Source organism: Agrobacterium tumefaciens, from assembly GCF_005221325.1.
In the GTDB taxonomy this organism is placed as follows: Bacteria; Pseudomonadota; Alphaproteobacteria; order Rhizobiales; family Rhizobiaceae; genus Agrobacterium.
Window position 1 is genome coordinate 1,853,412 of sequence record NZ_CP039888.1, and the last position, 14,049, is coordinate 1,867,460.

At 60.3% G+C, this 14,049-nt stretch carries 11 protein-coding genes; 8 read left to right on the top strand and 3 right to left on the bottom strand.

Annotation, left to right across the window (positions count from 1 at the left end):
- The first annotated feature begins 22 nt into the window (after positions 1-22).
- The 5 genes from CFBP5499_RS09740 (at position 23) to CFBP5499_RS09760 (ending at position 5,712) form a co-directional block, all read left to right on the top strand.
- The gene (locus CFBP5499_RS09740; protein ID WP_080824675.1) at positions 23-1,096 is read left to right on the top strand and encodes a lytic transglycosylase domain-containing protein; all 1,074 of its coding nucleotides are present in this window, start codon (positions 23-25) and stop codon (positions 1,094-1,096) included.
- Between the two features lie 282 nt (positions 1,097-1,378).
- Positions 1,379-2,629, top strand: a complete 1,251-nt coding sequence (locus CFBP5499_RS09745; protein WP_080824674.1) for a DUF3419 family protein — start codon at positions 1,379-1,381, stop codon at positions 2,627-2,629.
- A complete protein-coding gene (locus tag CFBP5499_RS09750) occupies positions 2,626-3,369 on the top strand; it encodes a class I SAM-dependent methyltransferase (protein WP_175416670.1) in 744 nt (247 codons plus the stop codon). The genes CFBP5499_RS09745 and CFBP5499_RS09750 overlap by 4 nt, the downstream gene beginning before the upstream one ends.
- 213 nt (positions 3,370-3,582) lie before the next feature.
- Positions 3,583-4,362, top strand: coding sequence for a glycoside hydrolase family 25 protein (locus CFBP5499_RS09755; RefSeq protein WP_175416671.1), 780 nt, complete (start codon positions 3,583-3,585; stop codon positions 4,360-4,362).
- Between the two features lie 123 nt (positions 4,363-4,485).
- Positions 4,486-5,712, top strand: coding sequence for a lytic murein transglycosylase (locus tag CFBP5499_RS09760; protein WP_080824673.1), 1,227 nt, complete (start codon positions 4,486-4,488; stop codon positions 5,710-5,712).
- A 466-nt stretch (positions 5,713-6,178) separates the two neighbouring features.
- Here the strand turns inward: CFBP5499_RS09760 and metF are convergent, their stop codons facing one another.
- The 3 genes from metF to ettA all read right to left on the bottom strand — a co-directional run bounded on the left by metF (position 6,179) and on the right by ettA (position 9,910).
- Positions 6,179-7,084 (bottom strand): methylenetetrahydrofolate reductase [NAD(P)H], encoded by a 906-nt coding sequence (gene metF, locus CFBP5499_RS09765; protein WP_175416672.1) that lies wholly within the window; start codon positions 7,082-7,084, stop codon positions 6,179-6,181.
- A 1-nt stretch (position 7,085) separates the two neighbouring features.
- The gene (locus CFBP5499_RS09770; RefSeq protein WP_080824672.1) at positions 7,086-8,099 is read right to left on the bottom strand and encodes an ArsR/SmtB family transcription factor; all 1,014 of its coding nucleotides are present in this window, start codon (positions 8,097-8,099) and stop codon (positions 7,086-7,088) included.
- 161 nt (positions 8,100-8,260) lie between these two features.
- Positions 8,261-9,910 (bottom strand): energy-dependent translational throttle protein EttA, encoded by a 1,650-nt coding sequence (ettA, locus tag CFBP5499_RS09775; RefSeq protein WP_080824671.1) that lies wholly within the window; start codon positions 9,908-9,910, stop codon positions 8,261-8,263.
- Positions 9,911-10,057: 147 nt separating this feature from the next.
- Between ettA and CFBP5499_RS09780 the strand changes: the two genes are divergently transcribed.
- The 3 genes from CFBP5499_RS09780 to CFBP5499_RS09790 all read left to right on the top strand — a co-directional run bounded on the left by CFBP5499_RS09780 (position 10,058) and on the right by CFBP5499_RS09790 (position 13,973).
- A complete protein-coding gene (locus CFBP5499_RS09780) occupies positions 10,058-11,008 on the top strand; it encodes an alpha/beta fold hydrolase (RefSeq protein ID WP_130932505.1) in 951 nt (316 codons plus the stop codon).
- A gap of 101 nt (positions 11,009-11,109) precedes the next feature.
- Positions 11,110-12,312, top strand: coding sequence for a CaiB/BaiF CoA transferase family protein (locus tag CFBP5499_RS09785; protein ID WP_080824670.1), 1,203 nt, complete (start codon positions 11,110-11,112; stop codon positions 12,310-12,312).
- An 8-nt stretch (positions 12,313-12,320) separates the two neighbouring features.
- Complete coding sequence (locus tag CFBP5499_RS09790) at positions 12,321-13,973, top strand: thiamine pyrophosphate-binding protein (protein ID WP_080824669.1); 1,653 nt, start codon at positions 12,321-12,323, stop codon at positions 13,971-13,973.
- Positions 13,974-14,049: the final 76 nt, after the last annotated feature.

Genomic DNA, 14,049 nt, shown 5'->3' on the forward strand with positions numbered 1-14,049 from the left:
CAGGCATAACGAAGGCGGCAACATGCGAAATTCGGGCAAATTCCGCGGAAGAAGTGCACTTCTTCTGTCTTCCACCGTGGGTCTGGCACTGGCATTGAGCGCATGCACCAGCGTCGAATACACCGCGAAGGAAGGGCCGAACGGCCCGAAAATTGCAACGGTCAGCCCTACTTCTCCAGCCCAGACATCGACGCAGCCGGCAACGGCTGAGGCCGCAGCCGGCGCCACCCCGGCCGCACCGGCAGTTCAGACCGCCGAAGCCTCTTCTCAAGCAGCAGCACTCCCCACTGCCGTCGCCGTGAAGGGCGGACGCGTGGCACTGCCGCCAGCCTCCGAAATTGCAGCCGCCGCAGCCATCGCGGCACAAATGCAGCCGCAGCAGACCGAAGTGGCCGGAGCCGCAGTAACGACAGCCGCATCGACCACGGCCGCGGCACTTGCGCCGACCCACGTGACGCCGGCGGCAGCGGCCATAGAAACGGCAAATGCGGCGGCAAAACCGGCCATGCATAATGCCGCCGCCGATCTGCCGCAGGTGGTTGCCGTCAAGGGCAGCTTCCCGCCCGCACCGCCACCACCCGGCTCGCCCTCCATCGGCACAGAACTGACCGCGGAACGAAAAGTCATCCCGCTGCCGAAGCCCGACAGCACGGTTCTCGCTTATGCCGCCGGCCCCACCAATGCCGCGCTTGCCGCCATCCGCCAGAACGAATCAATGACGGCACCGCTTAATACGGCACCCGCCGGGCGCGAGAAGCTGAGCGGACTGATTACCAAATACGCCACCATGTATGATGTGCCGGAAGATCTGGTTCACCGCGTCGTGCAGCGCGAGAGCCGATATAATCCCGGCGCCTATAGCAGCGGCAATTTCGGCCTGATGCAAATCCGGCACGCCACGGCCCGCTCCATGGGCTTCGATGGCCCCGCCTCCGGCCTGTTCGACGCCGAAACCAATCTCAAATACGCCGTCAAATATCTGCACGGCGCATGGGTTGTGGCGGGTAATGACCGTGACAATGCCGTCCGGCTTTATGCACGCGGTTATTATTACGACGCCAAGCGCAAGGGCATGCTGCACGTTCTGCGGAAGTAGCTCCAGGACCGCCGAGTGCTTTCAAACGGCACTCTGGCATCGCGCCAGAATTGAAAAACTCCCCTCCGTCAGGCCGGGCTTGACCCCGCATCCAACCATGGCGCGTCTCTGCGCCGTGGAGTGAGTGTGTGCAATCAAGGTTTCCATCGCGCTGGCCTCCGGACCTGATCCTGGGTGGCGGCGTTGCGCGACTTCGCCGAAACATTCAACGTCGCCAACCCCTGTCATCAAACTGTAGCGTGGCGGCTGTAGAGGCCTCTCAATCGACTGAGAGGTGAACATATGACGAGTGCGGCACCCAAGACCGGCTTCAGCAAGAACACGAAACTGAAGTCCGCATTGCTCCAGCACAAGGCACTCTCCAAAAGCGGTCTGTCCGAGCGGTTCTTCGGCGTCCTCTTTTCCGGCCTCGTCTATCCGCAGATCTGGGAAGACCCCGAGATCGACATGGAAGCGATGGAGCTTGGCGAAGGCCACCGCATCGTCACCATCGGCTCCGGCGGCTGCAACATGCTGGCCTATCTCTCCCGCAACCCTGATAGCATCGATGTGGTGGACCTCAACCCGCACCACATCGCCCTGAACAAGCTGAAGCTTGCCGCCTTCCGTCATCTGCCCGCCCATCAGGATGTGGTGCGCCATTTCGGCCGCGCCAACACCCGCAGCAACAGCGTCGGTTATGACCGTTTCATCGCCGAGCATCTCGACGCCACGACCAAGGCATACTGGTCGAAGCGCACCCTTTCGGGCCGCCGCCGCATTTCGGTGTTCGACAGGAACATCTATCGCACCGGCCTGCTCGGCCGCTTCATCGGTGCCGGCCACCTCATGGCCCGCCTGCACGGCGTGAAGCTCACCGAAATGGCCAAGACCCGGACGCTGGACGAACAGCGCCAGTTTTTTGACAGCAAGGTCGCGCCGCTGTTCGACAAGCCGGTGGTGCGCTGGCTGACGAAGCGCAAGAGCTCGCTTTTCGGCCTCGGCATTCCGCCGCGCCAATATGACGAGCTGGCAAGCCTTTCCAGCGACGGCACGGTTGCCTCCGTGCTGAGGGAACGGCTGGAAAAGCTTGCCTGCAACTTCCCGCTCAGTGACAATTACTTCGCCTGGCAGGCCTTCGCGCGCCGTTATCCCGAGCCGCATGAGGGCGCCCTGCCCGCCTATCTCAAGCCGGAATATTACGAAACGATCCGCAACAACACCGCGCGCGTCGCGGTGCATCACGCCACCTATACCGAGCTTCTTTCCCGCAAGCCCGCAAGTGGCGTAGACCGCTATATCCTGCTCGATGCCCAGGACTGGATGACGGATGTGCAGCTCAACGAGTTGTGGTCGCAGATCAGCCGCACCGCCGCGCCCGGTGCGCGCGTCATCTTCCGCACGGCGGCCGAAAAGAGCGTTATCGAAGGCCGGCTTTCGCCTGACATCCGCAACCAGTGGGTCTATCTCGAAGAGCGCTCCAACGAGCTCAACGCCATGGACCGCTCGGCCATTTATGGCGGCTTCCATATCTACCAGAGGGCTATGGCATGAAAACCATCGGCGAGAATGTAGGCCTTGCAGACAGCGCGCATGCGGGCCTGATGGACCGCATGTATCGCCACCAGCGGCATATCTACGATATCACCCGCAAATATTATCTTCTCGGCCGGGACCGGACCATTTCCGGCCTCGACGTGCCAAAGGGCGGCACGCTGCTGGAAATCGGCTGCGGCACCGGCCGCAACCTGCTGCTCGCCAGCCGCAGATTTCCCGACGCCAAGCTCTTCGGCCTCGATATATCAGCCGAAATGCTGCTGACCGCATCGGAGAATTTTGCCGGCAAGGCGGAGCGACCCATCCTGCGGGTCGCCGATGCCACCGCCTTCCGTGCTTCGGAATTCGGCCAACCCGATGGCTTCGATCGCGTCATGATCCCCTATGCCCTGTCGATGATACCGGATTGGGAAAAGGCGATAGAACAGGCACTCACGGCGCTGAAACCCGGCGGTTCGCTGCACATCGTCGATTTCGGCCAGCAGGAACAATTGCCGAAGTGGTTCCGCACCCTTCTGCAAGCCTGGCTCAACCGTTTTCACGTCACGCCTCGCGCCAATCTCCGTTACGTCCTCGCCAATATGGCCGGCCGTTTCGACGGCAATCTCGTCTTCGAGGAGATCGCCCGGGGTTATGCCTGGCGGGCCGTCATCACGCTTCCGGTTGCCGAAGCACAACAACCGAAGATCCACCTCATATTGGCCGACGCCCGATTCCCGGCGGATTGCGAAGCCTGACCGACCGCATGTGGCACCGCCTTCAAGGCTTCTGTCGGACTAAATCCCCGCACTAAACCGGCAAATCGCTTGAAATCCAGCGACTTGCGAGGTGCAAAAAAAACGCGCTGCCCCTTGCCATATCAGTTTGTTTACCATGTTATGCGTAAATCGGGAGATGCGGCGCGCTGTTTTGCGGCCGCGGGATGGGCAACAATTATCATCAGGGTTCCAATGCGGCTGCGTTTTTCGGCACTATTGTCGGCTTTGCTGTTGATCAGCGGCTGCACGTCCACGAGTTACGACCTGCTGGAAACCGCATCCGTTTCCAAGCCTAAATTTTCCGATACCGATCCGCAGGATTTCGGCCTCAACAACCCGCACCGCCATGAGATACACGGCATCGACGTGTCTAAATGGAATGGCGATGTGGACTGGCGGACCGTGCGCAAATCAGGCGTTTCCTTCGTCTTCATCAAGGCGACGGAAGGGTCGGACCGCATCGATCCAAAATTCGGCGACCATTGGCGCAGCGCGGCCTCGGCGGATATTCTGCACGCGCCTTACCACTTCTATTATTTCTGTTCGACGGCGGACGCTCAGGCCGACTGGTTCATCAGCAACGTGCCGAAGGAAGCCGTCACCCTGCCGCCGGTTCTCGACGTGGAATGGAATCCTTCTTCCCCCACCTGCAAGACCCGCCCTGCCCCCGGCGTCGTGCGCGCCGAAATGCAGCGTTTCCTCGACCGCCTCGAGGCCCATTATGGCAAACGTCCGATCATCTATACCTCGGTCGATTTCCACCGTGACAATCTCGTCGGCCAGTTCAAGGACTACCATTTCTGGGTGCGTTCCGTCGCTGCCCATCCGGCCAAGATTTACGAAGACCGGAAATGGGCATTCTGGCAATATACCGCAACCGGCGTCGTGCCCGGCGTGAACGGCCCCACCGACATCAATGTCTTTGCCGGAAGTGAGAAAAACTGGCGGAAATGGATTGCTTCGGCCAAATAAGACGGCCAAGAAGCAACACTTTCTAAAATTCGGCATTGTTCTGCACCGTCAGATCGTCCGGTCCGTTTTTTTGTCGCAAACATATGGGTAAAGCGGGTCAACAACCTATCGAGGAAATTCCCCATGCCCACGTTCCGGTCGCGCAGCATCGTTTTTGCCGCCGCTTTGTCGCTTCTTTCCACCGGCTCCGCACTCGCCACGCCGCCCGTCGCCTCGCCTGACGATCCCAAGCAGGTTGCCTGCGGCGGTGATCTCGGCGCGTTCCTCGAGGGCGTGAAAGCCGATGCGCTCGCCAAGGGCGTTCCGGCCGAGGCAATCCAGAAGGCGCTTGCCGGTGCGCAGATCGACCCGAAAGTGCTCTCGCGTGACCGCGCCCAGGGCGTCTTCCGCCAGACCTTTCTGGAATTCTCCCAGCGCACCGTCAGCCAGGCCCGTCTCGATATCGGCCGCAAAAAGCTTCAGGAGCTCTCCTCCACCTTCGCCCGCGCCGAAAGTGAATACGGCGTACCGGCCGGCGTCATCGCCGCCTTCTGGGCCATGGAAACGGATTTTGGCGCCGTTCAGGGCGATTTCAACACCCGCAACGCGCTGGTGACCCTGTCGCATGATTGCCGCCGCCCGGAACTTTTCCGCCCGCAACTGCTGGCGCTGATCGAAATGGTCCAACACGGTGATCTCGATCCCAACACCAACACAGGTGCATGGGCCGGCGAAATCGGCCAGGTCCAGATGCTGCCCAAGGACATCATCGCCTTCGGCGTCGATGGTGATGGCGACGGCCATATCAACGTCAAGAGCAGCGCGCCCGACGCCATCCTGACCGCAGCGAAATTCATCCAGCATCTCGGTTTCAAGAAGGGTGAACCCTGGATTCAGGAAGTCTCCCTGCCGGAAAACCTGCCCTGGGAAAAATCCGGCCTTGGCGGCCCGCTGACGGCCGGCGAGTGGTTCGCGCTCGGCGTCACCCCGCGCGACGGCAACAAGAACTTCGCCTCCCTGCCCGCAGCCCTCATCATGCCGCAGGGCCGCAAGGGGCCGACCTTCATCACCTATCCGAACTTCAACATCTATCTGGAATGGAACCAGTCGTTCATCTACACGACCTCGGCTGCCTATTTCGCTACCCGCCTGATGGGCGGACCCGTCTACGAGAAGGGCAACCCGGACCCCGGCTTCGATGACGCGACCATGAAGCAGCTTCAGACCAAGCTTGAATCGCGCGGACACAATGTCGGCAAGGTGGATGGCATTCTCGGTTCCGGCACCCGCGTCGCCATTCAGAAAGAGCAGCAGCGCATCGGCCTGCCCGCGGATGGCTGGCCGACGGCCACGCTTCTTCAGGCGCTTTAATAAGTCTTAACGACGCTATCAGGCCCTTAATCTCTCGGCCGGAATCAAGGCGGGAATCGTTAATCTCGACCGGATGACTGGGGATAAAACCCCGGTCATTTACTTTTTTTAAACTTATGAAGCACTGCGTGATAGAGAAATAATCTTTTACTTTCAATAAATTACAGAAAGCGCTTTTTCAAGGCGCGCCAAACCGTGTTGCACTGCATCACAAAAACCGCTTTTCAACTGCCACAAAACGGTCATATTATCGAACCTGTCAACAACAGGAGGCACCCATGGGACTTACAAAATCTCTCAATGCCTTGGCAGTCGGTTTGGCGTTTTTGTTCGTAGCGATGATGCTTTTCATCTGACGCGACGTGAAGACCAAACGCAATTAAGAACCGTAGATGACACGAATTTAAAAAGCGCAGGCTCCTGAGGGACCTGCGCTTTTTTCATGTCGGTAATCGGCTCTCCGGCGTCAGGCGGCGCTGCGGCGCAGGCGCTCCAGCCCGAGGTTTTCCAGCACCGCATCGACCAGCGGAGCGCGGTTCATGGTGTAGAGGTGGAACTCGTTGAAACCACGCCGCTGCAGATCAGCGATCTGCTCGGCCGCGACTTCGGCGGCCACGCGCGCACGCCCTTCCAGATCCTCGTCATAGCCCTCGAAACGCTCATCCAGAAATCCGGGAACGCTGGTGCCGCAGCGGCCGGCGAAACGCTTGAGCTGGGTCAGGTTCTGGATCGGCATGATGCCCGGAACCACCGGAATGGTGATGCCCGCCACGGTGACGCGCTCCATGTAACGTTCAAACACGTCATTATCGAAGAAGAACTGCGTCAACGCCCGGGTCGCACCATTATCCGCCTTGCGCTTCAGCATGTCGATATCAACAGCCTCGCTTGCGCTTTCAGGATGCTTTTCCGGATAGGCCGAAACGGAAATCTCGAAATCGCCGATCTCCCGCAGCCCCTTCACCAGTGCTGCGGCGTTCTCGTAACCTTCCGGATGCGGCTGGTAAGCCGTGCCGATGCCGGTGGAGGGATCGCCACGCAGCGCCACGAAATGGCGAACGCCGGCATTGCGAAACTCTTCGATGACCTGATGCACGTCGTCACGACTGGCATCCACGCAGGTCAGATGCGCAGCGGTCGGCAGATGGCTGTCACCGATCATGCGGCGCACCGCGTCCAGCGTCGGCGCCTTGGTGGAACCGCCCGCGCCATAGGTGACGGACACGAAATCCGGATCCCACTTCTTCAGCTCGGCAACCGTTTCCCAAAGCTGGGCTTCCATCTCGGCATTCTTGGGCGGGAAAAACTCGAAAGACAACCGGATATCGCCCCGGATATCGCCATTGTGGCGCGCGGTTTCCGATCTCAACATATCATGCCCTCCCGGCAGCAAGTAAAACGGCCTCTTGCACCACATCGTCTGCCATCAGCAGCCGCTGGTCGCGGGCAACCCAGATCGTCACGTCCAGAGCTTCATCGGACGCTTTTTCAGAATGAAGATCGACGGCGCGTTCCTGCGAAAGCCCGGCCTTCTTCAGCCACTCTTCCATCAACGGATGCGAAAATCCGAGCCGCACATGCGCGTGTTCATCGCGCAGATATTCGAAGGAATGCGGCGCAAGATCGATGACGATCAACCGCCCGCCCGGACGCAGCATGCGCGCGGCTTCGGAAAGCGCGATTTCCGGCTGGTCGAGGAAATGCAGGACCTGATGGATGACGATCAGATCGAAATCCTGTCCCTCCAGCGGCAGGTTGAGAATATCGCCATGGCGCACGGATGCATTGACCACGCCCGCCTTGTCGAGATTGGCGCGTGCTACCGAAAGCATGTCTCGGCTGGCGTCCACGCCGATCGCACGGCGATAGATACCGCTCAGAAGTTGGAGGATGCGGCCAGTGCCGGTGCCGAGATCGAGAAGCGAATCGATCGGCGTTGTGCCCACCAGCTTCAATAGCGCGCCTTCCACGGCCTCGTCGCTGACATGCAGGCGGCGCAGCTCGTCCCAAGCGGATGCATTGCGGCTGAAATAATCCTGCGCCCGTTCCGCCCGCACCCGCTTGACCGTGGCAAGCCGTTCGCTGTCGCGCTGGAGAACGGCGTCGGAGGGCGATGCGGCGCCAAGCAGCTGCCTGACGACAACGGCGGGCTCGCCATCCTGCCGCAGGCGGAAATAGGCCCATGCGCCTTCCTGATAACGTTCGATCAGCCCCTCTTCCGTCAAAAGCTTCAGGTGACGGGAGATGCGCGGCTGCGACTGGCCGAGGATTTCGGTAAGGTCAGTGACGGTCAGATCGCCGGCCGAAAGAAGCGCCAGCAAACGGAAGCGTGTCGGCTCGCCCGCCGCCTTCAAGAGATCCACCAATTTGTCCAAACCGAACGCCACTCTGCCGCGCCTCGCAAGCTAATCAAGATATAAAGATATCTTTATGTCGATGTGGTGTTCGATGCAAGCGCAAAGTGTCGCGCGAGACGATCATCGCCACTTATTACACGGAAAAAGGCCCGCTTTACGGCGGGCCTTTTTCTGAAGATATGACGAAAGGATCAGCGCGTCAGTCGCTTGTAGCTCACCCGGCCGGGCTTGATGCTTTCCGGGCCGAGGCGGCGGACCTTGTCCTTTTCGTAGTCTTCGAAGTTGCCTTCGAACCATTCCACATGGCTGTCACCCTCGAAAGCGAGGATGTGGGTGGCCAGACGGTCGAGGAACATGCGGTCGTGGCTGATGATAACGGCGCAACCGGCGAAGGCTTCGAGCGCCTCTTCGAGCGCTGCCAGCGTTTCCGTATCAAGGTCGTTGGTCGGTTCGTCAAGGAGGAGAACGTTGCCGCCGGCCTTCAGCATCTTGGCAAGGTGCACGCGGTTGCGCTGACCACCCGAGAGATTGCCGACCTTCTGCTGCTGATCGCCGCCCTTGAAGTTGAAGGCGCCGCAATAGGCGCGCGAATTCACTTCGAACTTGCCGAGCTTGATGATGTCGTTACCGCCGGAGATTTCTTCCCACACGGTCTTGTCACCCGCCAGTGTATCGCGGCTCTGGTCGACGTAACCGAGCTGAACCGTCTCACCGACAGTCACTGAACCGCTGTCCGGCTGCTCCTGACCCGTGATCATGCGGAACAGTGTCGTCTTACCGGCACCGTTCGGACCGATGACGCCGACAATGCCGCCCGGAGGCAGCTTGAAGGTGAGGTTTTCGATCAGCACCCGATCGCCATACGCCTTGGTGAGGTTTTCCGCTTCGATAACGACACGGCCCAGACGCTCAGCGACCGGGATGACGATCTGCGCGTCGCCGGGACGGCGGTTTTCAGCGGCTTCCACCAGCTCGTCATAAGCGCGGATACGCGCCTTGGACTTCGTCTGGCGAGCCTTGGGGCTGGAAGCGATCCATTCCTGTTCGCGGCTGATAGCCTTCTGACGCGAGGCGTCTTCGCGGGCTTCCTGCTGCATGCGCTTGGCTTTCGCCTGCAGATAAGCGGAGTAATTGCCTTCGTAAGGAATGCCACGGCCACGGTCGAGCTCGAGAATCCAGCCCGTCACGTTGTCGAGGAAGTAGCGGTCGTGGGTGATCATCATCACGGCGCCGGGATAGTCGCGCAGGTGCTTTTCGAGCCAGGCGATGGTTTCGGCGTCAAGATGGTTGGTCGGTTCGTCGAGCAGCAGCAGATCAGGCTGCGAAAGCAAGAGCTTGCAAAGCGCCACACGACGGCGCTCACCACCCGAAAGGCCGGTTACGGCAGAGTCGCCGGGCGGGCAACGCAGCGCATCCATGGCCATTTCGACCTGATTTTCCAGATCCCACAGGTTCTGGCTGTCGATCATGTCCTGGAGCTTTGCGCCCTCATCCGCCGTTTCGTCGGAATAGTTCATCATCAGTTCGTTGTAGCGGTCAACGATCGCCGTCTTGTGCGCCACGCCTTCCATGACGTTTTCCATCACGGTCTTGTTCTCGTCGAGCTTCGGCTCCTGCTCGAGATAACCGAGCGTCGCACCTTCGGCGAGCCAGGCTTCACCGGTATATTCCTTGTCGAGGCCGGCCATGATTTTCAGAACGGTCGACTTACCGGCGCCGTTCGGGCCGAGAATACCGATCTTGGCATCGGGGTAGAAGGAGAGATGGACGTTCTCCAGAACCTTCTTCGCGCCATAGGACTTGTTCAGCCCAGCCATGTGATAGATGAATTGACGTGCCATTGTAGCGAATGCTCCACATCGGATTTTTAAGAGTACGTATCGGGAAATTTGCCGCTATGTAGGGTAAATAGGACCTTGGGGCAACCTCTGGCACGATTATGACCCCATGATTATGACAGGCTGCGTGATGAGGCGATGGGTGCGATGATGAATGAGACGACTGATAACTTCGCCTTCAGCCAGATCCAGAGGCTGGAAGCCCCTTCCGGCGCATCCATCGCCTTCCGTCATCAGCCTTCCGCCCTTGTCTCCGCGCACGGCGTCCTCATGATCTGCCACGGCCTCGTCGAACATGCCGGCCGTTACCGGCGTTTTGCCGATGTGATGGCGAAACAGGGTTTCGAGGTCTATGCCCATGACCATCGCGGCCATGGCCGTACAAAAGCGGCGGATGCACCCCTCGGCCGCTTCGCCTGGAAGGATGGCGCAGAAAAGGTCGTTTCAGATGTCATGGCGATGCGCATGATGGTCGGCGAGAGACATCCCGGCCTGCCCGTGATCCTGTTCGGCCACTCCATGGGCGGCCTCGTCGCGCTCAACGCGGCCGTCAGCAATCCGGATGCCTTCGATGGCCTGTCGATCTGGAATTCCAATCTCAATCCCGGCCTCATGGGCCGCATCGCGCAGGTGGTGCTACGGCTTGAAAAGATGCTGAAGGGCTCGGACGTGCCGAGCGCCATCCTGCCAAAGGCGACCTTCCGCGCCTGGAACGCCAGAATGCCGGAAAAGCGCACCCATGCCGATTGGTTGAGCCATGACAAGGCGGCTGTCGATGCCTATGTGGAGGACCCGCTCTGCCAGTTCGAGGCCAGCGTCTCCCTCTGGCAGGATGTCTTCGAACTCTCCTATCGCGCGCCAAAACTCATCGAACGCCTGCCGAAGACGTTACCGCTTCTCCTCGTCAGCGGCGATCAGGATACCGCTACCAATGATGGCAGGGAGATTGTGTGGCTGGCCGAGCGTTTCCGCCAGGCGGGTTTCAGCCATGTCGAACACACAATATACAAGGGAATGCGGCACGAGACGCTGAACGAGATCGGCTGGCAGGCTGTGGCGGCAGATTTCGCCGCCTGGTGCAGCCGCGTCGTCAAAGACTGAGGGCGTCTTTGCCGAAACGGAATAAGTCCATGAGATAAAATCACATGCGGCGCGGCAAGCGGCGGTCTATAAACCGGCAAGCAGAAAATCCCGGGGGACAGATGACCGACATGCCGAACAGGAAACCGCCGCTCTCCGGCATCCGCGTCATCGAGCTTGCGCGGGTTCTGGCTGGTCCCTGGGCGGGGCAGATGCTGGCCGATATGGGCGCTGACGTCATCAAGGTGGAGAACCCTGAAGGCGGTGACGACACCCGTTCATGGGGACCGCCCTTTGTAGAAAGTGCTGATGGAGAAAACCTGTCCGCCGCCTATTACCACGCCACCAATCGCGGCAAACGCTCCATCATTGCCGATCTGAAGACGCCCGAGGGCTGCGAACTGGTGCGCCGGCTGGTCCGCACCGCCGATGTCGTCATCGAAAACTTCAAGCGCGGTGGGCTTGCCAAATATGGCCTCGATTACGAGAGCCTGCGGGTGCTCAATCCGAAGCTGATCTATTGCTCCATCACCGGCTTCGGCCAGACCGGGCCCTATGCGGATTTTGCAGGATACGACTATATCGTGCAGGGCATGTCCGGTTTCATGTCGATAACAGGCGAGCCGGATGGCCAGCCGATGAAGGCCGGCGTGGCTGTCGCCGATATCTTCACCGGCATCTATTCGGTGTCAGCCATTCAGGCCGCCCTCATTCACGCCATGCGGTCAGGCGAAGGCCAGCATATCGACATGGCGCTTCTGGATGTACAATCGGCCGTGCTGGCCAACCAGAACATGAATTATCTGATTTCCGGCAAGGCCCCCGTCAGGCTCGGCAACGCCCACCCCAATATCTCCCCCTATGAGGTGGTGCCGACGGCCGATGGGTTTCTGATCCTCGCAGTCGGCAATGACGGCCAGTTCCGCCGCCTTTGCAACATCCTCGGCATAGGCGCGATAGCCGATGACGAGCGTTACGCGACGAACAAGACCCGCGTGGCGCATAAGGCCGAAGTCCGGCAGATCATTTCCGCCGAAACGCTGAAATGGAACAAGCGCGATCTCCTGACCGCGTGCGAAACGAACGCCGTACCGGCCGGGCCGATCAACTCCATCGAGGAGATGTTCGCCGATCCGCAGGTTCAGGCACGCGGCCTGCGTGTTGATCTTGAGACTCAGGATGGCACCGTCATCCCCGGTGTGCGGACACCGATTATCATGTCACAGACGCCGCTGCGTTATGAACGCCCAAGCCCGAAGCTGGGGGAACATCAGGCGCAGGTACTGGCCGAACTGGAAACCATCGAAAGGACCACGACGCCATGAAAGCAGGAATGAAAAGAACCGGCGGAGAACTGATCGTCGAAGCGCTGAAGGCCAATGGCGTCTCCCGCGTTTCCTGCGTCCCCGGCGAAAGCTATCTGGCCGTGCTGGATGCGCTTTATGAAAGCGGCATCGAAACCGTCGTCTGCCGTCAGGAAGGCGGCGCCGCCATGATGGCCGATACATGGGGTCGGCTGACCGGCGAACCCGGCATCTGCATGGTGACCCGTGGTCCGGGCGCAACCAACGCATCGGCCGGTCTGCACATCGCAAGGCAGGATTCCATTCCGATGATCCTGTTCATCGGCCAGGTGCAGCGCGAAGCCCGCGAGCGCGAGGCCTTTCAGGAAGTGGAATATCGCCGCGCCTTCACCGAATTCGCCAAATGGGTGGGCGAGATCGACGATGCGCGCCGCATTCCCGAATTCGTCACCCGCGCCTTCACTGTTGCCACCTCCGGCCGCCCCGGCCCGGTGGTGCTGACGCTGCCCGAAGATATGCTGGTGGAAGAGGTCGAAGCGCCCGAGGCGAAGCCCTATATGCCGGTCGAAGCGCATCCCGGCCCGTCGCAGATGTCCACCTTCGCAAAAATGCTCGGTGAGGCGAAACGGCCGGTCTTCATTATCGGCGGCACGCGCTGGTCCGAAGAAAGCGTCGCGGGCTTCCAGGCCTTCGCGGAGAAAAACAAGCTGCCGGTCGGCTGTTCCTTCCGCCGCCAGATGCTGTTCGATCATCTGAGCCCCTCCTATGCCGGCGATGTCGGCATCGGCATCAACCCGGCCTTAGCGAAGGAGATCAAGGAATCCGATCTCGTGGTGCTGCTCGGCGGCCGCCTCTCCGAAATGCCGTCCTCCGGTTATACGCTCATCGACATCCCCTACCCGTCGCAGAAGCTGATCCATATTTATCCCGAAGCGGAAGAGCTCGGCCGCGTCTATCGCCCCGATCTGGCGATCTGTGCTGCGCCGGATGATTTCGTCGCCGCCCTCGCCTCGCTCACGCTTTCCGAAAACGCCGCTTGGGTCGAGCGCACTGCCGCCATGCACGCGGCTTACCTCGCCTGGTCCACACCACCGCAGACCGGCCCCGGCGCGGTGCAGATGGGCCCGATCATGGACTGGATCGAAGCCAATGTGCCTGAGGACGCCATCTTCACCAATGGCGCCGGCAATTATGCCACCTGGCTGCACCGCTTCCACCGCTTCCGCCGCTACAACACGCAATCGGCCCCGACTTCCGGTTCCATGGGTTACGGCCTGCCGGCGGCGGTTGCCGCCAAGCACCTGTTCCCGGAGCGCGAAGTGATCTGCTTTGCCGGTGACGGCTGCTTCATGATGCACGGACAGGAATTCATCACCGCCGTGCGTTATGGCCTGCCGATCATCACCGTGCTGGTCAATAATGGCACCTATGGCACGATCCGCATGCATCAGGAGCGAGAATATCCCGGCCGCGTCAGCGGCACCGATCTCGTCAACCCGGATTTCAACGCTTTTGCAAAAGCCTATGGCGGCCATGGCGAAACGGTGGAAAAGACCGAAGACTTCGCCGCCGCCTTCGAGCGGGCGCGGGCCAGCGGCAAGCCGGCCATCATCGAGGTGAAGCTGGATGCGGAAGCGATCACGCCGACGCGCACGCTAACGCAGATCAGGACAAAAAGCTGACATGACGCATAGACATGCCTCCGGCATGGTGTAAATCCTGACGCTCGCTTGACGTCATCCTCGGGCTTGTCCCGAG

What these genes read in the sequence shown, in the direction of transcription:
- ettA (WP_080824671.1), bottom strand. Translation starts at nt 9,910, where the DNA reads ATGGCACGTCAATTCATCTATCACATGGCTGGGCTGAACAAGTCCTAT.
- CFBP5499_RS09790 (WP_080824669.1), top strand. Translation starts at nt 12,321, where the DNA reads ATGAAAAGAACCGGCGGAGAACTGATCGTCGAAGCGCTGAAGGCCAAT.
- CFBP5499_RS09750 (WP_175416670.1), top strand. Translation starts at nt 2,626, where the DNA reads ATGAAAACCATCGGCGAGAATGTAGGCCTTGCAGACAGCGCGCATGCG.
- CFBP5499_RS09760 (WP_080824673.1), top strand. Translation starts at nt 4,486, where the DNA reads ATGCCCACGTTCCGGTCGCGCAGCATCGTTTTTGCCGCCGCTTTGTCG.
- CFBP5499_RS09745 (WP_080824674.1), top strand. Translation starts at nt 1,379, where the DNA reads ATGACGAGTGCGGCACCCAAGACCGGCTTCAGCAAGAACACGAAACTG.
- CFBP5499_RS09780 (WP_130932505.1), top strand. Translation starts at nt 10,058, where the DNA reads ATGAATGAGACGACTGATAACTTCGCCTTCAGCCAGATCCAGAGGCTG.
- CFBP5499_RS09755 (WP_175416671.1), top strand. Translation starts at nt 3,583, where the DNA reads ATGCGGCTGCGTTTTTCGGCACTATTGTCGGCTTTGCTGTTGATCAGC.
- CFBP5499_RS09785 (WP_080824670.1), top strand. Translation starts at nt 11,110, where the DNA reads ATGACCGACATGCCGAACAGGAAACCGCCGCTCTCCGGCATCCGCGTC.
- metF (WP_175416672.1), bottom strand. Translation starts at nt 7,084, where the DNA reads ATGTTGAGATCGGAAACCGCGCGCCACAATGGCGATATCCGGGGCGAT.
- CFBP5499_RS09740 (WP_080824675.1), top strand. Translation starts at nt 23, where the DNA reads ATGCGAAATTCGGGCAAATTCCGCGGAAGAAGTGCACTTCTTCTGTCT.